Raw genomic sequence first — 17,651 nt, 5'->3', positions numbered from 1 at the left:
AGCGAGGCGTGCAAGTGCTTGAATAGTGGCGGAGAGAGGGGGATTTGAACCCCCGGTAGAGTTGCCCCTACTCCGGTTTTCGAGACCGATTTCATTGGTAATGTTTTCAATAACTTACCCTTTCTCGCTGGTATATCCGCAATATTTCTACATCATAAAATTCAACTAGTTACTCGTTTATCTGTACTTAATATACCAACACTTTCTGGGGCAAAACGACTGTTCGATACAATTAATAAGTTAATATGTTGAAAATTTTTCTTGTCAATTCAGTATGTATTGAATGATAAAATACAGCCTATATGTTTATACTCTTGACCTTAGTAGCGTTTACTACCCTCGATAAACCCACCATCATTCATCGGAATACAGTTTCCCTCCTCATTAATAATTTTCTGGTCTTTCATATAGGTATAACGATAGGTAATTGATCCACTATCTATCTCACCATTGATTCGTTTCATTTGGAGTGAAAAAGATAAGGGATTGTCCTTGTACTTGTCCATTCCATGTATATCGGCAAGCGCCTCGTATTGCTGCTCCGGAGATAACCCCTTATAAACATCGAGATACCCATGGAAAATTCCATATCGTGATGAAACATAGGTCAGGCGCTGTTCGGCTCCCGTCACTTTTAGAGTAATCTCCTCCCCCGTATTGCAGGTTAATTTAGCTGGAAATGTCTCTGCCTGAGAAGAAAAAATGAACAAGCTTAGTGTTAATAGGAAGAAATATTTCATTTACATCTAGTATCCAACAACAGTCATGTAGGTAAGAAATTCTATAGCCAGATAGACGGATACCAAAGGTTTATTAAGCTAATCTTCGGTTATTATTTGGTCTGGACACCTATTTTGATCATAGACATTCCTCCTCCAGCAAAGTATTTCACTATCGGAATTCATCAATTCCTAAAACCATCATTCCGATTTACCTTACAAGCTACTTGCCGGTGCGCACCACTTTTTCTTCCTGCCCTATACTTCTAGTCTGACATATGGCTGGAGGTTTCTATGTGTGGACGTTTTTCTCAGTCGATGACGCGTGAAGACTATCTTGCCCTTCTCGCTGAAGAAGTCGAACGAGACATTCCATATGACCCGGAACCCATCGGACGTTTTAACGTCGCGCCGGGCACCAAAGTTCTGCTTCTGAGCGAACGTGACGAGAAACTCCATCTTGAGCCAGTTATCTGGGGATACGCCCCCGGATGGTGGGATAAACCACCGCTAATTAACGCACGCTCTGAAACGGCGGCCACCAGCAGAATGTTTAAACCACTCTGGCAGCATGGGCGTGCCATTTGCTTTGCTGATGGCTGGTTCGAATGGAAAAAGGAAGGTGACAAAAAGCAGCCCTACTTCATTCATCGAGCCGATGGTCAGCCGATATTCATGGCGGCGATCGGCAGCACACCATTTGAACGTGGAGATGAAGCAGAAGGATTTCTGATAGTGACGGCTGCTGCCGACAAAGAACTGGTAGATATTCACGACAGGCGGCCACTGGTACTGTCACCAGAAGCCGCTCGCGAATGGATGAGGCAGGACGTTGGAGGAAAAGAAGCTGCGGAAATTGCGGCCGATGGTTCCGTGCCGGCTGAGAATTTTATATGGCACGCCGTGACGCGTGCCGTAGGGAATGTGAAAAATCAGGGCTCCGAACTGATACAGCCAATGTGATTACATCACCGGGCAATCATCAAATTCCGCGTTCCTGGCATCATTAATGATGTACGTGATCACCCCGAATATAGCGGGCGCAGAACTGGAACCGTCATCATCTGCTGGCAGCGCCTCCCTTCTCCCGTTCTCCAGATTAACCAGGTGGGGCTGAGGATGAGTCCGATATCGCTTGATCCTGAATTCCCCGTCTATCGCGCATATCAGCAGTGAACCATCGCAGGCAGTAAGTGACGCATCTACCACAAGTAGCGCTCCCTGGATTATCCCTTCCCTGAAATGTGAACGTGATGCCCGCATGAAGTAAGTCGCTGCGGGCTGACTGATTAACTGCTGGTCGAGGGAGATCCTTGTTTCAACGTAATCTGCCGCAGGTGAAGGAAAGCCCATGGCTATAGTCCTCCGTTTGGATTGAACAGCAGGAAGGTACGGTTCTCGCCTTCCTGCGTTGATACATCGCGGAATGTTGTCACATACCACTCGATCCATTCGTTGGCCTGCTTCATCGTCCAGTTCCAGTTAACCTTGCTCAGTTCCTGGACAAACCGTTGCGTGGTGACGGTCTTCCGGCCATTTGGTTCCTGCTGTATCGAAGCATACCAGGCTATTTCAATATCGCTGCGTCGTGGCATCATCACGCCCTCTCTTGAATACCGGATAAAAACACAGTATAAATACTGTATATCCATCCAGTAAAGAGACAATAAGCAATGTTCGTGGAACTCGTTTATGACAAAAGGAATTTTGATGGTCTGCCCGGTGCAAAAGATATCATTCTGGGCGAATTGACCAGGAGGGTTCACCGGATCTTCCCCGATGCTGATGTTCGGGTAAAACCGATGATGACGCTGCCGGCGATCAACACTGACGCCAGCAAGCATGAGAAGGAACAGATAAGCCGTACTGTTCAGGAAATGTTTGAAGAGTCTGATATGTGGCTGGTTTCAGATTAAACGCCTTGAACCGTCATATTGCTTAAGTACAATCCGCCGTGACTGGCAATCATTCAATACTCACACTATCGAACGTTCGCCAGTCGGCCGCAGTCATGCTCTTGCATACGGCGTGGCTGCGGCACCTGTTAATTTGTCCTACTGAGTATCCTGCTGATTTTGCTGGCGCTCACGTTCAGTTTTTTCCGTTACATCCCGTGTCTCTTTCTGCTTCTGATTCCAGATACTGTCTTCCGGCATCTCCACACGTATTGACACAAACGAATCAGCCGGAATGTCGACAGGCTCTCCGTCAGCCACTGTCTCAGTAAACACGCCGTCAATATCAGTGCTCCCAATTCTGTTCTGAGCAAAAGGAGGCGCTGAGGGATGAACCCGATGATACGTTCTGACCAGTACCGAACCATCAGCATTGACTTTGTAGTCCAGCCAGATGCGGGGTTGCTTGTTTCTGTCAACAGGGATTTCGAACCCACCACTTACTCCTCCCCAGGCGATATCAGAGTTAAGACCAAGGCATCCGCTAATGTGATATACCCCCACGGATAAACGCTCAACCTGACAACCTTCTGATTCAGCATTTACTGAAAAAGTCCCGTCCCCTCTTACATCCACCACTGGTGAGGCTGTTTTAATAAATCCATTACTGTCCACTGTGGTATTCCCGGTATCACGTACGGCCCTTGGAATTTCCCAGGTTTGATTATTCGGATTATAGGTACGGTACGCAAACCCACTAGTCTTTGGTAACCCTGAGCTTGAGTAATACCCAATTAACTGCATTCTTGCGCCGTTATCAGCACTGGTTACGTCAATCCATGCACCGACTAATGCATACTCTGATTGGCCGGTGATAAACCCCCACGAATTAGCCCAATAGATGTTAGTGGGCGTATCCCCTTCCTGAAATCGCTCTGCTTTTTTCCGCATTGCCCCAATGTTAGAACAGGCATTCCAGAAATCACCGGCTGCTGCGCCAGTTCCTCCATATTTAGTAGCAAGAGGAACCGGATTACCATTTTCGGTAACGACACATCCCCACTCTGCTGCATCTATTCTCATCGCAATTTTTCTTTCTGGTCCGGGGCCATAAACTATGGTCTGAGACGGTAGTTGCCGCAAAGCATCAACACCAAGGTTAGTCCGGGCACCATCTGCATTTGTAGACCCGGTGCCGCCCTGGTTAACTGGCACTGCGCCATCCGATTTTGTCGCCATGTTATCTGCCAGATATTTCCATGACGGCCCGGTAAACTCCGAATTATCAGGAAGCCTGACAGTAATATTGCCGTTCGCAGAGAATAAAAGTTGCCAGTTCTGTTTGTCGTAATTAAGTCCGCGCAGGGCTTCTGCACTTTGTGCCACCAGCGCTGCGGTAACCATATTCAGCGCCACACGAGGAACAGCTGACCAGGCAGCGCCAGATTGTGTTGGCCCGGTGAAATTGCTGACCAGCGTCAATGCTGTACCGCTTTCCACTGATTTAACCGGGAGCGTATAGGGAACGCCGCCGACAGTGACAACAATAAAATCTCCGGCCGCCACCTCGGTGGTAAACTCGGTCCCGTTTCCAGCGACCGCAGCAGAGTTATTCGTCAGGGTTAAGGTTCCTGCTGACATGGATATCTCCTGAATTCAGATAATAAAAAACCCGCCGGAGCGGGTTTTTTTTTGGTATTTCATTGAGGGCAATTTGAACTGGTGAAATTATTTTTATTCACCCATCGCCAGTTAAAGGGATAACCGGCCCTGTACTCAGTCTGATTAACAACTTTTCGCACACCGTAAATGTGTACCGACTGTGTAAACCCGCCAGTCACAAACTCAGCCTGACAAACCGGTTTCTGTTTCTCCAGAACAGGCCCAGAACATGCTGAAATCATCAGACTGACAATAACTGGAATAATTATATTTTTCATTTCGACACCAGGGTTAATTATTTAAACAAAAAATAACCAATAGCATTGAATAATAAAAATAGTTTTAATAGATCAATATTCTAAAATTGATCGTTTAAATCGATCAGTTTAATCATATGCAGCTGTGTTTATCGCCGTTATCACAATTCCACTATTTGTCGTACCGATTGAAGAGCCGCTTGCTGTTGTTGATGAGAGTCCTTTTATTCGTGTTCCAGAGCCTTCGTTGAAGCAACCCGTTCCCACATCAACAGACTGAATGATTGGCTGCCCACCAGGCGCTGAACCAGCATGCAGAAGCACAGACCCCAGCCCCATCGGATTTACAGCCCATTTACCCGACATGTATGTGTCGATGTTCAGCCCACCCGTTACAGCACCGGGTGAGCCTATAGTTGTAAGGTCGCTTAATACCCGGGACTCATTCGTAAGTACCAGTGTCCCTTCGGCGTCCCATATAGCCACACCCCAGGCCGGAAGGGTAAGTGGGTATATAGCAAAAAAATACGCCTCCAGAACGAAAGCCGAACCTCTGTAATTAGACGCATCAACACTGAACGTGTTGCCATTTTTTGAAGCTGATATTTTCGCCGGGGCGCTGGTTCGTGCAAATGCAATCCCTCCCTTCTGACCGTCGATAGTAACGGACGCCGAAGCACTGTTAAAATTCCCCCCAAAAGTTGAGTTTACAGTGACTTTTCGGTAAAGCGTCATTGGTGTGGAATCTGGCGTGATAAAAGGGTTCCCGTTAGGTAATGAAATCAATGCGCCATATTTAGCCATCTACGCAGTCTCCGCAAACACGATTAACTGCACTTTGATTGCCGGGTAATCATTAATCCCATCACTACCTGATGGCTGTATTGTTATGGTGTTTCCAGATGCAATAATATTTCTTTTATCTGTGTAACTTATTGTCCCTTTATCCTCCAGAGTACCAACTGCGAACCCAACCTTTAAACCTGGCTCAAGATTGAACTGGTAGCTTCCCGTTTTCTGACCTAAAGCAAGATCGATGATGCCCACCACGGTTACAGGTTTAATGCCATAGTTATTCGGGACGCCGTTAGCGTCCCATGTATGAATTCCCCATGTCATCAGAATACCCCTGTTAATTTACCAATCTGCACGCGGAGAACGCCATTGCCATCTTTAACGCTGTAATTAAGATTGGTCATTTTCGTTGCCCCCTCCCCGGCAATAGCCCCATTCATTTCAAACGTTCCGTCCGATTTCATGATTGTGCCCGTTTGTCCCTGAACATAATTAGCGGAGCGCAGTTCGCCAATTTTTGCCAGCGTGATTTGGCTATACTGGATAAACGCATCGCTGATAAACACCTGACCATTAACAACAGCAAAGGGTGAATATTGCGTATCACCGCTACCACTCATCAGGACGAACTGGTTGGCGTTAAACCCGACGCGGGTGACTACCGGCTTACCCGCTTCCGCCAGCACCGCAATCGACATTCCGGCGTTATACATCACACCGTTAATCCGGACTCCGGTTTTGAGGGTGTAAATTGCAGATGCCCCTGTAGCATCAACGGTGGCAGTGAGCTTATCCTCAAGCGAGGCGGTTACATCTTTAATCTGCGCCTGCACTTGCGTGGACATTTCAGCCATGGCCTTATCGACCTGTGCAATGGTCGTTTTGACTACCAGAATATCCGCGCGTACTTCACCATACTGCGCCCACTGGTGTTCCACGGTTGCATGGTTGGCCAGCGCATTCTGCAACGCGGCTTCCAGGTTGGTATCAATGTCGCTTGTCAGGCGGTCACCGTCTGCAGAAGTCACGAAGTCATCAGCAATATCGCCCAGGTAGTCGTCAGCATTCGCATTAGATTCACCACGAACCCAGTCGGTCCAGCCTGATTCATTACCCGTTCTGTCTACCAGTTGCGCGCGGTACCAGAACTCCTGACCAGCCTTCAAACCCAGTTGGGTGTATTCGGCAGACGGATAAGGCACATCCGACAACAAAAGGGGATTTGAGAAATCACTGTTCGCGGTGTACTGAATTTCCGTTTTCAGCGTGTCCCCGGTATTAGCCGGGAATCCCCAGTTCAGACGAATCCCCCAGTTGATCGGCGTTGTCGCAAAGCCGACAGGTTTCGGTGGATTTCCCACCTTGCCCGTCAGCGTTTTCTCTTCGGAGTAACCCCAGCCAGAGGATATTTCAGAGGCGTTAATGGCGCGCACACGCACGAGGTAGCGCCCGGCATAAATGCCCGGAACATCGAATGACGTGGTGGAGCTGCGCGGCACATTTACCCAGTTACCGTCATTGCGGCGCCACTGTGCCTCATAGGCGATGGCATTCTGCGCCTGGTCCCAGCTCACCCGCATGGTTTCGACGCTGATATTCTGCTGCACCACCGAAAACGAGCTGATCACAATGTTAGCCGGCGGCGACTGGTTACCCGGCGGGATTACACTCACGGGCCGCTGGTCTATGATGGCTCCGGTATCGATACGGGTATATTTATCCGGGTCATGCCATGCGCCGGTAATAGAGAAAGTGCCATCATCATTATCGGAGACGCTGACAACACGATACTGCTGGGCATAGAGTTCATCTGACTCAACCACCCATACAGCTTCGGCCTGCGGTGTCTCACTGTATGCCGTAGTGACTGTGACTGATTCCCCGTTAACCGCCTGAATAGTCCTGCTCTGTGACGCGCCGGAGGGAAGATTGAGAATAAGGCGATCGCCTGCTGCTGCATCAGTTACGCGGTCAAGTTTTATCACGCGACCGTTAACAGCACTGATGCGACCACCCATAACTTTGCCGGACAGAAGCTCGTCTGACACGGCGATGATGTATCCCGGCTGCGGAATGTTTCCGTCCAGGCCAACATCAAACGAAACAACGCGATCCTTATTGTTGGTGAGAATACCCCAGCGCCCCTTTCGGTTCGCTTCTGATTGACGGGTACAGCCGATGGCTGTCATTTCCAGCTGATTAAATCCGTACCGGGCTACCAGAGGCTGCTCAAACACCGGCTCCATCGCATCCGCATAGGCGTTACCCGGATCAGACCAGGAAACCAGCGCTGTGGTATAGCGCGTTTTCGAAGTGCTGCTGGAATAGGTAAAGCGTCCATCGATAACGTTAGCGCGGGTGTAAGCGTAATCCACATCTCTCGGCATATCCGCAAGCGCAACAATCTGATCGCCGCCCCAGTACGTCATACCCCGGAATATAGCCGCAAAGTCACGCAGCACAGTGTAAGCGTCATTCCTGTCCTGAACATAGACATTACAGGTATAGCGTGGCTCTGTCCCGCTTCCACCCTTTCCATCCGGTACAGGCTGATCGCAATACTGCGATACCTGGTACAACGTCCATTTATCGATATTGGCGGCAGTCAGGCGATTACCCAGACCAAAGCGATCGGTAATCACCAGATCGTAAAATATCCACGCCGGGTTATCGGTCCAGGCCCACTTAAACGCGCCCTGCCATGTACCACTATAAGTCCGCGTATCGGGGTCATAGTTATCAGGCACGCGGATCACCCGGCCACGTGGTTCACAGGATATCTGTGGAATCGAACCATTGAACTGACTTGAGTCGAATTCGATGTACAGCAGCGCTGTGTTCGGATAGCGCAGCTTGGCATCAATCACTTCCGTGAAGCTTTGCAGCGTCATCGTGTCGCCGATCTTGGCGCTGTTTGCGTCAGCGGTAATCTTACGTAGTCGGATTGTCCAGGTGCTGCCAGCCTGCGGTAAATCAATACGGTGGCTGCGCTCATAACCAGACGTCGTTTTGCCGGTTACGCTGGTATTAAGAACGGTTTGCCAGGTCCCACCATCAGTTTGCAGGTCTATTACATAATTGATGGAATACCCTACCAGATCGCCGTTGTCCTCTTGCTTAAACAGAGAAGGCCATTTCAGTCGCAGGCGAACGGCTGATAGTTGGGTGTTGGTGAAGGTACGCGTCCAGGCTATTTCGCTTGATACTTCAGTTCCAACGTTGATTTCGTTTTCGGTACCGGGAATGCCCTGAATGTAATTTTGTGCCTGAGTTCCCGCGCGAAACTCCCACGTCACGCCGCTAAAGTTTTGGGAGCCATCGGAGTTTTCCAACGCCGTGCCGTCCAGGTAGATATTTTTTCCGGTTAATTGCCCTGCAAATTCCCCTTCCCCAAGCGCAACGAGGATTTTGGCCTTCGCTACAGATTGCAGATCATCAGGCTGTTCGGTAGGGGTTCGGGAACTGGAACTGCCGCCCTTGCGGCCTTTTATCGGGGTTGCTGTAGCCATATTGCGCCCATAAAAAAAGCCACCATAAGGTAGCCTGAAAGGAAGATTATTTTGGTTATTGCTGGTCTTCGACGTATATACCAGCAGAGATGATCGCCCCGCCAATACGTCTGCGGCCATATAGAAGCGGAACTGGATTACCCTGAGCAGCGGTGTTAGTTACACCACCGAATGCATACGATGCCCGATTTTCGGCATCCTGTTTGCTGGCAAGTCCTGCTGGCTGTGGGGATAGCATTTGCACAATCCCTCCTAACATCATTGCAGCTCCAATTTTCATTGCTGCTGGCCCCCACGCGGCACCACCCCATGCCTGGCCTATTGTTGCCCCTAGAGCCCCAACGACTACCAGTACCGCACCTAAGACTGTTTGAAGTAAGCCTGCTTTTTTACTTCCAATAACAACAGGAACAATGCGAATAACATTTTCAGTAACTGGAAACCCTAAATCATTTAGTCCAACATTCTTAGTTCCATCAAATATTGCATAAGTTAACCCACGCGACTTACTTGTATTGAGATACCGTTCAAACCCGGAAACCGTTTTGCAAATAGAATGTATAGCTTCTGACTTTGATCTAACATATCTTTTGTGCGACTTTCCGAATATTTTACCAAGAGGTCCAGCCAATTCTATTGAGATACTTTTTTCGGCATTAACACTTGTCATATCACACCAAAATAAAAAAGACCCTTTCGGGTCTTGTTAATGGATTATATTTCTATTTAACTGAGGATATTTCTTTTAGCCTTGTATAACCATATTCATATGCGTCATCAGTTGAACACAACGAAAGTACGCGCTCACCATGACCAACCGAGTTCAAAACTTCAATCAAGTTTTCATCAAACTCTCTTGAGGTTCTTGCTAGGCTGAAATGGATGGTAGAACCATCAGCCTTATCCTCAGGATCCTCTGGGACGTGCTCAGGTTTGTTACCTTTTACAACCATCATTCTAAAAGTAATTCCGTTATGGATTACATTCTTAATGAGGTGTTTTCCATTATAGTGTTTAGCCATTTTCAACCTCTACATTTATCACATAAGTTAATAAAATATTTAAAATTAAAGGCAAGATTTTGCAGCATTCCCCCACGGATTGCCAATTCCCTTATTGGCAGCATATACATTGACGTTGGATCCACCAGCGTTATCGTTATCGATTAAAGCCATGGATAGGACGCCGAACAAATCGTCTGAAGCAGAGATTTTATAACCGGTTTCTGTCTCAATGCTGTTAGCTTGCGGATGCAAATCTTGCCATTTCGGAGCTAAACATTTATTAATCTGATGCGGGCTTTTAGATGAGTGTCCAGCGAATACAGGCTCTCCTTTCTGTAAAGAAGATGCGCTACATCCAAACAAACCCAATAACGAAACAAATAATATGGTTTTTTTCATATCCCTATCCCCTTTGGTTTTACAAAAGGTTAGCACAGGTCCTTATATCGTAGCACCTTCATTGTCCGTTCCTGCCAGTATCCACCATAAGGCACTCGCTGACTCAGATGGCCATATAGATGGTGGAGTAACATGTTACCTTCGAGCAGGATCCCGGCATGATTCCACTTGTTGGACTGCACCTGCATGATAACCATATCACCTGGCTGCGGTGCGCCGCTGAATTCACGGAAGCCACATTCATACCAGCAATCGTGGTAGAAGTTTTCGGGGTAACTGTCTTCCCACCAGGGATAATCGACGCGGTAATCCATCAGTTCTATACCATGCGTCTGCCTGAAGTAGCTCATCACCAGCCCCCAGCAATCGAAGTGACCGAGCACAAACGGGCGCTCCAGTAGCGGCAGCTCTCCCCGAGGCTGGATGGTACGCAGATCACCCTCCGGCCAGCTGACGATGTGCCAGGGTAAGAGCGTTGCATCGCATTGCGCTTTATCCAGTTCGCTCGGCTGTGTCGTTGCGTCCGGGTGACTGTGGACAATGGCAATCACCGTACCCCAGTCTTCGGCAGCGGCGTAGTCCTCCGGCGACAGGTGGAAATGTTCGGTCGGGTCCGTCGCCAGATTACGGCAGGGAATGTAACGCTGCACCCGGCTTTTCTGCACCACCACACCACAGCACTCCCGCGGATATTCAGCAGCAGCATGCGCCATAATGGCGTCGATAATTTTCTGACGCATATCAGCTCCTGATCAGGGATGTGCCAGGGAAACCACCGAACGGCAACTCGTTCCCCTCTCCATGTCGCAACTTGCACGCAGTGAGTGTACCGGGGCATTCATCGAGCGACGGATCGTTAACCGGATTATTGTGCTTGTCGAAATAACGCGTCCCGGCATAGTCGCATCCATCACCGGAGCGGTATTTGTTACGGATACACCAGGTACAAAGCGAATGTAGCTGGCGTGTCGGGATCATCAGACCCTGCAGATCCATCGGGCTGGACAACGTAAACGCCACCACTTCGTTGGTTTCAGTGCTCTTGGCGTCTATATAAAACACCTTCAGCTTTTCCTGCTGAGGATCCGCAGACGGGTTGCCCTCCGGATAATTTTTCGCATCCAGATACTGCGTCAGCGTGTCATGAATCGTGACCTTTGCCTGCAGCAGGTCATCATAAGCAAGACACAGCGCCGTAATGGAACTATCCAGGTTAGCGACCGACAGCGTCGGCTGCGCGCTGGTCCCGTCGGTCGCCGTCTCAATACCCTCGATCTGGCAGGGCCAGGCTTTATATTCATGCCCCTGCCACCAGATCGATTTCGCCGGTAGCTTATTTTCATCTCCACCAGCAGCGGCGATTTCATCGGCGGTGTGGGCAATATTGTGGGCGTGGAAGCGGAGAACGTCGGAAACACCAAATGCGGTGCCATCGACATCAAAAAGCCTGACAACATTGCCCGGCTCAAGTTTCTGATAATCACTGTTTAAGCTCATGGTGCAAACGCCTGTTCAAAAGTGGCTGATACGGTTTCCACCGTTTTACTTTTGGTGACGCGCTGCAGGCTGTCTGCCTCAACACGCCACAGCGCAAGATCACCGCCTGGCGGGGTAAACGAAAATGATTTCGTCTTATGGCGCCGCAGAAAAGCATAGATATCTTTGACGGTTTCCGGTTCGCCGGTAAATGAAAACTCATAGCTGAGCGTTTCATCATTCATCCCGGCACCTGATACCTGCTTATAGCCATCACCAAACTGTGCCGTGCGGACGGTATCCTTACTTTTCAGGGTCGGCTGGCTGGATGCTTTAATCCGCCACGCAAAATGCTCGATCGCCATTGCTTACCTCTGTTTTGTTGCATTCCAGATAATGCCTCCGGGTCGGACCTCTCTGGTGATACCTTCCCTGATGGAACTGCTGATCACCTGCTGATAGGCTTTCCCCAGTGCATCGCCGTTTCCTTTCTGCTGACCGGAATCCCCCTGGCCTGTTGTAACCGAAACCGGTGCATACACGCTGACACCAAAAGGAGAAGCAACGCCACCGCCACTCCCCCCGACCAGACCACCAGTCGCATAGCCGCGCATCATGCGATAAAGGTTGCCGACACCGATTCGGTTGGTGGCTTCCTGCGTAAAGACAAACTCTCCACGGTGCACCACTCCTGCAGGCTCATACTTGCCGCCGGACCCGGTATAACCACCGCCAGCAAAACCCAGCGCTGACGTGGCAGAACTGACCAGGCCAGCCATAGCCTGCTTCATCAGGATCTGCGTCAGCATCGACAACGTGGAACGGGTGAAATCTGCCCAGTTTGCTTTCCCTGTCGTCAGCATATCGGCCATATTCTGGCTAATACCATCGAATGTGGCTGAAGCAGCGGACTTCATCGAACCATAGGCATCAGCTGCTGAATCGGCATAGTCAGCCCACGCTGATTTCGCCCCGGCCTGCCAGTTGCCACGGAGCTCGTCCTGTGCGGCATAATATTTCTTGAGTGCATCCAGTTCGTTCTGATAACCCTGATCGGTGTCCGTACCGCCGGCATTCATCCAGCCCTGCCGCAGCTGTGCCTCTTCGTTTTGCCGCTGCGCGCCGCGACTGCTCATGCTGCCCCCGGCCACAAGCGCCCGGGTTTTCTCCCCAATCTGGGTAACGTACTTCTGCGAGCTGTCCTGCAGGCGGTTTAACCGTTCCTGGGAAACAATCTGATCTCCCAGCCGGGCATTCACCTCGGCCCGCGCCAGTACCTCGTCTTTGTTCGCCAGCACCGATTTTTCATCGGCGGTCAGCGCGCGCTTTTTGGCGGCCTCTTCCAGCACCGAAAAGCGGGATTGCTGTTTCCACAGTTCCTGCCGCTGCTGGCTGATAGTATCCGTGATGCTCTTGTGCTCCTGCAGAGTGCGTAACTGCGCCTCCAGCTCCAGCGTCTGCGCGCTGGCTGCATCGACACTTTTCACGCCTGCTGGCGTTTTCACTGCTGACGGTTTTTTAGGCTTCTTCAGCGAGTCGTCGTATTCCTTCTTAGCGGCTGCCATCAGAATGTTGTAATCAGCCTGGAGGATACGTCCGTCTTTGATGGCCTGATTATATTCTTTCTGTTTTGCCGTAAATTTATCCAAAGCTGATTCGGCCTTTGAATATGCAGCCTGCGCCTGCGCGGCATACTTCTGGCGGTCAGATTCAATCACTGCCTCGCGGGCGGCGTTATCCTCAGTTGCCTTTGCCACACTGGCCTGCTGCTGAGCCATTTCCAGTGCAAGGCGGGCAGACTCCCGATCGTTCCAGTAGCTGGCGCGCGCATCATCATTGACATAAGAATCACCTTTACGCAGATTCCAGATTTCATCCGCCCGCTTAAAGGCCGCTTCCGCTTTGGCAACCATCTCCTGCGTGGTGTCGGGCCGCCCGATATCGAGCGCCGCATCCCACATCGATTTAAAGGCACGCTTCAGGCTGTCGGCAGCAGACTCAATCGCCCCCATATTGTCGCGCAGGCTCTTTGTCTGTTCGCGAAAACCGTTCGTCGCCGCATCATTAGCTGCCTGTAGAGCCCCGGCCTCATCCCCGGCACGCTGCAGCTGCGCCACATAAGCAATCTGTTCCGCTGTGACGTTGTGGAACTGCTGCGCCATAGCAATAAGGCCTGAAGTCGGATCATTCGTCAGTTTGCCGAATGCCGCCGCCACCTTGTCGACCGGCACGCCCGACGCATCGGTGAACTTCGCTACCGCCTGACTCATCTCATCGAACCGGGCACCGGCACGCACTCCGGCGTTGACCAGCTCCGTCAGCGCGCTGCTGGTCTGGTTAAACGTGAGTCCCGCCTGCTCGCCGGATTTCGCCAGCACCAGCATGCGGTTCGAGGTCAACCCGGCAGTGTTACCGGACAGGACCAGCGTTTTGTTGAAATCAGACAGCGTGGACGACCCCTGATACCAGGCGTAAACCACCGCGCCAGTGGCGGCAGCCAGCGCGCCAACACCTACCATCACCGGCGATATGGTGCCCAGCAGCGCCCGAAAGGTCGGAATAATACCGCCGAAGGAGTCTTTCACCTGACCGCCCTGCTGCAGCAGGATAAGCCACGGACTCTGCCCACCGGCCAGCTGGGTGGCGATATCCGTAAACTGCGCAGGCAGCATACGCATCGCCGCGTTGTACTGTCCTACAGAAATACCGGCCTTCTTCGCGGCGCTCTCCTGGCGGGTAAATGACTGCTGTACCTTCAGCGCCGAGTCATTCGCTGCGTCACCCGTCTGCTTAAACTGCCTTTTTACGTACTCCAGCTGCTCGTTGAACTTTGACGAGTTAACATCAAGATTAACGACCAGGTCACCCACTGCCGTCTGGGCCATAGCGAACACCTCCTGAAATGCCCTCGGCCTTTGCCATCAGCACAGCGTCACCGGGTTCATCGTCGGCAATATCCTCCGCTGAAGGTGAAAGAAGGCTGAAGCTGGCAGGGGTTGATGTGGTTTTGGGGTCAAGCGCGGTAATGACGATATGCATCAGCGAGGAAAAATGAGCATCCAGTTGCACATCATTAAAAAAATTGTCCTGGTAGAACGTTCGCCAGTCGGCGTATTCCGTTGACGACATACCAGCAAGCATGGCGCGCCAGTCCGGGCGGCGAAATTCACGCGCCAGTTTCAGGACGAATGTCAGCTCGCTGGCGAGGACTTTTCCAGACTGACCGGCTCAGTCACAGCAACATCCTCTGGATCATTCGCTTCCTGCAGCGGCACCATTCCGGACAGCAGCTTCACGCTGTACTCTGCTGCGGAAACAATCTCCAGCGGCCAGGTCATCAGTACTTCATTCTGGATCTGCTCAACGTCTTCTTTCGGCGTTTTGTGCGCCCCTTTCAGGGGATGTCCATGCCATAAAGACATGGCCACCAGCAGTGCGCCGGATTTAATCGTCATATCCATCGCCGCCTGCATGTCGGCATCGGTGATACTTTCCAGCGTCTTCAGGTGTTCAAGATGCTCAATACGCTGCAGCGCCGACAGTTCGTAGAGCGTGACGGTCTTGCCGTTGCGTTCGAACGGCTCACTTTTTAAAAACATGCATTACTCCAGAAAGCGGGGCCACAGCCCCGGAAGTCAGGAAACGGTGACTTTACAGGTCGCGACAAAAAGCCCGTCGTTGGTCATCACGATAATGTCGGCGGTTCCGGCGGCAATGCCGGTTACCGTCAGCACTGTACCAGCGACAGTCACAGTGGCTTTACCTGCATCCGTGGTGGTGGCCCGGAAAGATGGATCGCTTGCGCTGACTGGCGCCACGGTGACATTCAGCGTGGTGGTGGCAGCAACCGCAACGGTGGTGGTCGATTTATCCAGGCTGACGCCGGTTACGTCAATCACTGCAGCGGCGCTGTCTTCAGCAAGACCTGGTTTGCCGTTGTTGCTGATTTTGACAGAACGGGTAATGGTGTCTTTTGCCGTCACCGTTTTACCCAGGCTGCTTACCCAGCCACGGAACACATCGATGGCGCCATTCGGGTATTTGATTTTGTACGCCAGCACGGTACCGTCATCAAACCAGCGAACCAGATCCTGCTGCCCGCTCTCGGCAGGTTTCCAGGCCAGCGTAAAACTGGCCTCCCCCGCCGATTTCTGGCCCTGTGAAGTGGACGTCCAGTCAGCATCCGCATCATCCAGATAGGTGTCGTCGTTTGATTCGGCAGTCAGTTCACCGGGCTGCAGGTCTTTAATCTTTGCCAGGCGCGTCCAGTCAACATCCGATAATGGGTTAGCGAACGGGTTGCCCGACCCGGAATAAATCCAGAGTGTGGTGGTGGCACCCTTTACCGGCGCCAGTGGGTTTGGTGTAGTCATTACGTCCTCACATTGTATAAGAGAGTGAATACTTCATATCAGCAGAACCCCACGTGGCCATTTCATCATCACGCTGGTAGTCATAACCCTGTGGTGACATGGTTTCGACCAGACCATCCAGGCCAGGGATATTGTTTAAATGCGGGTAAATGCGACTTTCCATCCATCCATCAAGCGCGGAATCCGTTTCGGCCGCTTTCAGGAAAACTTCGATATGCAGCGTGGCATGCCACATATCTTCATCGATAGAATCTTCTGTTGACTGGGCATCAGTTAAGTAGACGGCCAGCGCAGGAAGGTCCTCGGGATCAAGTACCGCCGGACGACCATCGAACCATGTCACAGGCTCTGCTATTCCAGCCTTGAGAACGGCGAGGATCGCAGCACGAATTTGCGGATGTTTCATTTAATCAGCACCAGTCGAAGTTGGTTACGAAGCGTAGCGGCCAGTTCTTTAGGGAGATCTGTCTCCGTTAACTTTGTGCTTTGGGCTTTAAACGCAGTTGTCAGCGGCTCAGCAAGGGGGATACTGACAACTTTCAGAGGGTAACGTGCAGCAGTGGTTCGCTGAAGGACATGCCAGCGGCCACTGTTTAACTGCTGGATGAACGCCCCAGGAAAACGGAAGCGTCCAACCCGCAATTCACTTCTCACACCATTTTTATCCCGTTTCCGCCGGGACAGGCGTACACTTGCCGGACCTAACTTAATCGCGGGTAAATTTCCCCGGTTAACCCTGATCGTCGCCTGCGGTTTTCGTACTGTCGCTTTTTTTAACCTGGCACGCTGATTTACCAGCTTCCTGGGTACCCGGGTTTCTTTTGATACTTCGCGAGTGCTGCGACTGATAGCGCGGGTAGCGATACGGTTTACAGCCTGCGAGGATGCACGGGGAACGGCTGTTTTACTGATGGAGTTCAGATTGGCGATAGCCTGTTCAAGTCCTTTGATGGACATGATGCCTCCTATTCAATCCATATTTGCGGCTTTCCATTAAATTGCTGCCTACGGGTGACGATGTAATCTTTCCCTTTCCAGGTAATAACATCACCCTTACGTGGTGATGCAGATGTTGAGAACACCACCAGAGACATACCATCTCCCGCCAGTGACCCCATTTCAGCAACAAACTGGCTTTCGATAGCATCAAAGTTGTTACCGTTGATCGTGACTGTATCAGCCATTAGTTTTACCGTAGCCGCATCCATGCGGGCAGCCATCTGCTCAAAGGGATTAGCCATTCAGACGAACCATCACGGAAGTGGTGGTCGCGCCCGCTGCCTGCCAGGCTTTCCCCGCGGGCGTCGCACCTGTAGCATCCAGTTGGATCTTTCCGCTCTTGAAATACACGGTTTTACCCTGGGCAATATCATCAGAAGCCAGCTTTGGCAACTGCACAACGCCACTGGTGAGGCCTGTGCCTGTTTCACCAACAGCGATATCCGCTATAGCAATTGCGAGCAAATCACCAACAATAACTGGCGCACCACTGACGATCACCACGGCACCAGAATTAGTTAAATCAATGGTGTGCCCATCCTGTACGTAATTCTTCATGCTCT

General features: G+C 50.9%; 23 protein-coding genes and 1 pseudogene. 3 read left to right on the top strand and 21 right to left on the bottom strand.

The features are described 5' to 3' along the window. Positions 1-320 precede the first annotated feature (320 nt). Entirely contained in the window at positions 321-740 is a 420-nt protein-coding gene (locus JQN59_RS09515) for a hypothetical protein (protein ID WP_149607398.1), read from the bottom strand. 273 nt (positions 741-1,013) lie between these two features. On the opposite strand from JQN59_RS09515, the gene JQN59_RS09510 reads away from it, so the two are divergent. After that, on the top strand, positions 1,014-1,682 hold the full coding sequence (locus tag JQN59_RS09510) for an SOS response-associated peptidase (protein WP_149607397.1): 669 nt from the start codon (positions 1,014-1,016) through the stop codon (positions 1,680-1,682). On the opposite strand, the gene JQN59_RS09505 is transcribed toward JQN59_RS09510, so the two are convergent. Further along, a complete protein-coding gene (locus tag JQN59_RS09505) occupies positions 1,683-2,072 on the bottom strand; it encodes a HumD family translesion DNA polymerase (protein WP_149607396.1) in 390 nt (129 codons plus the stop codon). A gap of 107 nt (positions 2,073-2,179) precedes the next feature. Here JQN59_RS09505 and JQN59_RS09500 point away from each other — a divergent pair. Next, positions 2,180-2,299: pseudogene (locus JQN59_RS09500) on the top strand (hypothetical protein); the annotation flags it as partial. Positions 2,300-2,392: 93 nt separating this feature from the next. Continuing rightward, a complete protein-coding gene (locus JQN59_RS09495; RefSeq protein WP_048220770.1) occupies positions 2,393-2,635 on the top strand; it encodes a DinI family protein in 243 nt (80 codons plus the stop codon). 138 nt (positions 2,636-2,773) lie between these two features. Here JQN59_RS09495 and JQN59_RS09490 read toward each other — a convergent pair whose 3' ends face one another. The 19 genes from JQN59_RS09490 to JQN59_RS09405 form a co-directional block, all read right to left on the bottom strand. Next, the gene (locus tag JQN59_RS09490; protein WP_149608308.1) at positions 2,774-4,255 is read right to left on the bottom strand and encodes a phage tail fiber protein; all 1,482 of its coding nucleotides are present in this window, start codon (positions 4,253-4,255) and stop codon (positions 2,774-2,776) included. A gap of 59 nt (positions 4,256-4,314) precedes the next feature. Then, positions 4,315-4,554 (bottom strand): phage exclusion lipoprotein Cor, encoded by a 240-nt coding sequence (gene cor, locus JQN59_RS26940; protein ID WP_149608307.1) that lies wholly within the window; start codon positions 4,552-4,554, stop codon positions 4,315-4,317. A gap of 108 nt (positions 4,555-4,662) precedes the next feature. Then, positions 4,663-5,337: a hypothetical protein gene (locus JQN59_RS09485; protein ID WP_149608306.1), complete on the bottom strand. Its 675-nt coding sequence runs from the start codon at positions 5,335-5,337 to the stop codon at positions 4,663-4,665. After that, the gene (locus JQN59_RS09480; RefSeq protein ID WP_149608305.1) at positions 5,338-5,652 is read right to left on the bottom strand and encodes a hypothetical protein; all 315 of its coding nucleotides are present in this window, start codon (positions 5,650-5,652) and stop codon (positions 5,338-5,340) included. After that, complete coding sequence (locus JQN59_RS09475) at positions 5,652-8,837, bottom strand: host specificity protein J (RefSeq protein WP_149608304.1); 3,186 nt, start codon at positions 8,835-8,837, stop codon at positions 5,652-5,654. Before JQN59_RS09475 ends, JQN59_RS09480 begins: the two co-directional genes overlap by 1 nt. Positions 8,838-8,892: 55 nt before the next feature. Further along, positions 8,893-9,507, bottom strand: a complete 615-nt coding sequence (locus tag JQN59_RS09470; RefSeq protein WP_149608303.1) for a tail assembly protein — start codon at positions 9,505-9,507, stop codon at positions 8,893-8,895. Between the two features lie 52 nt (positions 9,508-9,559). Next, positions 9,560-9,859 (bottom strand): hypothetical protein, encoded by a 300-nt coding sequence (locus JQN59_RS09465; RefSeq protein ID WP_149608302.1) that lies wholly within the window; start codon positions 9,857-9,859, stop codon positions 9,560-9,562. 45 nt (positions 9,860-9,904) lie between these two features. Beyond that, complete coding sequence (locus JQN59_RS09460) at positions 9,905-10,240, bottom strand: hypothetical protein (RefSeq protein ID WP_149608301.1); 336 nt, start codon at positions 10,238-10,240, stop codon at positions 9,905-9,907. 29 nt (positions 10,241-10,269) lie between these two features. Further along, a complete protein-coding gene (locus tag JQN59_RS09455; protein WP_149608300.1) occupies positions 10,270-10,980 on the bottom strand; it encodes a C40 family peptidase in 711 nt (236 codons plus the stop codon). 1 nt (position 10,981) lies between these two features. Next, complete coding sequence (locus tag JQN59_RS09450) at positions 10,982-11,737, bottom strand: phage minor tail protein L (protein ID WP_149608299.1); 756 nt, start codon at positions 11,735-11,737, stop codon at positions 10,982-10,984. After that, entirely contained in the window at positions 11,734-12,081 is a 348-nt protein-coding gene (locus JQN59_RS09445) for a phage tail protein (RefSeq protein WP_057065000.1), read from the bottom strand. Before JQN59_RS09445 ends, JQN59_RS09450 begins: the two co-directional genes overlap by 4 nt. A 3-nt stretch (positions 12,082-12,084) precedes the next feature. Further along, positions 12,085-14,601, bottom strand: a complete 2,517-nt coding sequence (locus JQN59_RS09440) for a phage tail tape measure protein (protein WP_149608298.1) — start codon at positions 14,599-14,601, stop codon at positions 12,085-12,087. Further along, on the bottom strand, positions 14,579-14,857 hold the full coding sequence (locus JQN59_RS09435; RefSeq protein WP_008322441.1) for a phage tail assembly protein T: 279 nt from the start codon (positions 14,855-14,857) through the stop codon (positions 14,579-14,581). Before JQN59_RS09435 ends, JQN59_RS09440 begins: the two co-directional genes overlap by 23 nt. A 50-nt stretch (positions 14,858-14,907) precedes the next feature. Continuing rightward, positions 14,908-15,315: a phage tail assembly chaperone G gene (gpG, locus tag JQN59_RS09430; RefSeq protein WP_008784480.1), complete on the bottom strand. Its 408-nt coding sequence runs from the start codon at positions 15,313-15,315 to the stop codon at positions 14,908-14,910. 36 nt (positions 15,316-15,351) lie between these two features. Then, positions 15,352-16,089, bottom strand: a complete 738-nt coding sequence (locus tag JQN59_RS09425) for a phage tail tube protein (protein WP_149608297.1) — start codon at positions 16,087-16,089, stop codon at positions 15,352-15,354. 7 nt (positions 16,090-16,096) lie between these two features. Next, positions 16,097-16,495 carry a phage minor tail U family protein gene (locus JQN59_RS09420; protein ID WP_085049621.1) on the bottom strand — a complete coding sequence of 133 codons (399 nt, stop codon included), beginning with the start codon at positions 16,493-16,495 and terminating at the stop codon, positions 16,097-16,099. Further along, positions 16,492-17,046 (bottom strand): phage tail protein, encoded by a 555-nt coding sequence (locus tag JQN59_RS09415; RefSeq protein WP_085049620.1) that lies wholly within the window; start codon positions 17,044-17,046, stop codon positions 16,492-16,494. Before JQN59_RS09415 ends, JQN59_RS09420 begins: the two co-directional genes overlap by 4 nt. Positions 17,047-17,054: 8 nt before the next feature. After that, positions 17,055-17,330, bottom strand: coding sequence for an ATP-binding protein (locus JQN59_RS09410; protein WP_085049619.1), 276 nt, complete (start codon positions 17,328-17,330; stop codon positions 17,055-17,057). Further along, entirely contained in the window at positions 17,323-17,646 is a 324-nt protein-coding gene (locus tag JQN59_RS09405) for a DUF2190 family protein (protein ID WP_085049618.1), read from the bottom strand. The genes JQN59_RS09410 and JQN59_RS09405 overlap by 8 nt, the downstream gene beginning before the upstream one ends. Positions 17,647-17,651 lie beyond the last annotated feature (5 nt).

Origin of the sequence: Citrobacter sp. B72 (genome assembly GCF_016894305.1) — a bacterium.
In the GTDB taxonomy this organism is placed as follows: domain Bacteria; phylum Pseudomonadota; class Gammaproteobacteria; order Enterobacterales; family Enterobacteriaceae; genus Citrobacter; species Citrobacter portucalensis.
Note: the sequence above shows the minus strand (reverse complement) of the source record. Positions and strands in the feature narration are given on the sequence as shown.

Bases quoted from the DNA above. Each gene is read 5' to 3' on its own strand.
- JQN59_RS09515 (WP_149607398.1), bottom strand. From the start codon at position 740: ATGAAATATTTCTTCCTATTAACACTAAGCTTGTTCATTTTTTCTTCT.
- JQN59_RS09510 (WP_149607397.1), top strand. From the start codon at position 1,014: ATGTGTGGACGTTTTTCTCAGTCGATGACGCGTGAAGACTATCTTGCC.
- JQN59_RS09505 (WP_149607396.1), bottom strand. From the start codon at position 2,072: ATGGGCTTTCCTTCACCTGCGGCAGATTACGTTGAAACAAGGATCTCC.
- JQN59_RS09495 (WP_048220770.1), top strand. From the start codon at position 2,393: ATGTTCGTGGAACTCGTTTATGACAAAAGGAATTTTGATGGTCTGCCC.
- JQN59_RS09490 (WP_149608308.1), bottom strand. From the start codon at position 4,255: ATGTCAGCAGGAACCTTAACCCTGACGAATAACTCTGCTGCGGTCGCT.
- cor (WP_149608307.1), bottom strand. From the start codon at position 4,554: ATGAAAAATATAATTATTCCAGTTATTGTCAGTCTGATGATTTCAGCA.
- JQN59_RS09485 (WP_149608306.1), bottom strand. From the start codon at position 5,337: ATGGCTAAATATGGCGCATTGATTTCATTACCTAACGGGAACCCTTTT.
- JQN59_RS09480 (WP_149608305.1), bottom strand. From the start codon at position 5,652: ATGACATGGGGAATTCATACATGGGACGCTAACGGCGTCCCGAATAAC.
- JQN59_RS09475 (WP_149608304.1), bottom strand. From the start codon at position 8,837: ATGGCTACAGCAACCCCGATAAAAGGCCGCAAGGGCGGCAGTTCCAGT.
- JQN59_RS09470 (WP_149608303.1), bottom strand. From the start codon at position 9,507: ATGACAAGTGTTAATGCCGAAAAAAGTATCTCAATAGAATTGGCTGGA.
- JQN59_RS09465 (WP_149608302.1), bottom strand. From the start codon at position 9,859: ATGGCTAAACACTATAATGGAAAACACCTCATTAAGAATGTAATCCAT.
- JQN59_RS09460 (WP_149608301.1), bottom strand. From the start codon at position 10,240: ATGAAAAAAACCATATTATTTGTTTCGTTATTGGGTTTGTTTGGATGT.
- JQN59_RS09455 (WP_149608300.1), bottom strand. From the start codon at position 10,980: ATGCGTCAGAAAATTATCGACGCCATTATGGCGCATGCTGCTGCTGAA.
- JQN59_RS09450 (WP_149608299.1), bottom strand. From the start codon at position 11,737: ATGAGCTTAAACAGTGATTATCAGAAACTTGAGCCGGGCAATGTTGTC.
- JQN59_RS09445 (WP_057065000.1), bottom strand. From the start codon at position 12,081: ATGGCGATCGAGCATTTTGCGTGGCGGATTAAAGCATCCAGCCAGCCG.
- JQN59_RS09440 (WP_149608298.1), bottom strand. From the start codon at position 14,601: ATGGCCCAGACGGCAGTGGGTGACCTGGTCGTTAATCTTGATGTTAAC.
- JQN59_RS09435 (WP_008322441.1), bottom strand. From the start codon at position 14,857: ATGCTTGCTGGTATGTCGTCAACGGAATACGCCGACTGGCGAACGTTC.
- gpG (WP_008784480.1), bottom strand. From the start codon at position 15,315: ATGTTTTTAAAAAGTGAGCCGTTCGAACGCAACGGCAAGACCGTCACG.
- JQN59_RS09425 (WP_149608297.1), bottom strand. From the start codon at position 16,089: ATGACTACACCAAACCCACTGGCGCCGGTAAAGGGTGCCACCACCACA.
- JQN59_RS09420 (WP_085049621.1), bottom strand. From the start codon at position 16,495: ATGAAACATCCGCAAATTCGTGCTGCGATCCTCGCCGTTCTCAAGGCT.
- JQN59_RS09415 (WP_085049620.1), bottom strand. From the start codon at position 17,046: ATGTCCATCAAAGGACTTGAACAGGCTATCGCCAATCTGAACTCCATC.
- JQN59_RS09410 (WP_085049619.1), bottom strand. From the start codon at position 17,330: ATGGCTAATCCCTTTGAGCAGATGGCTGCCCGCATGGATGCGGCTACG.
- JQN59_RS09405 (WP_085049618.1), bottom strand. From the start codon at position 17,646: ATGAAGAATTACGTACAGGATGGGCACACCATTGATTTAACTAATTCT.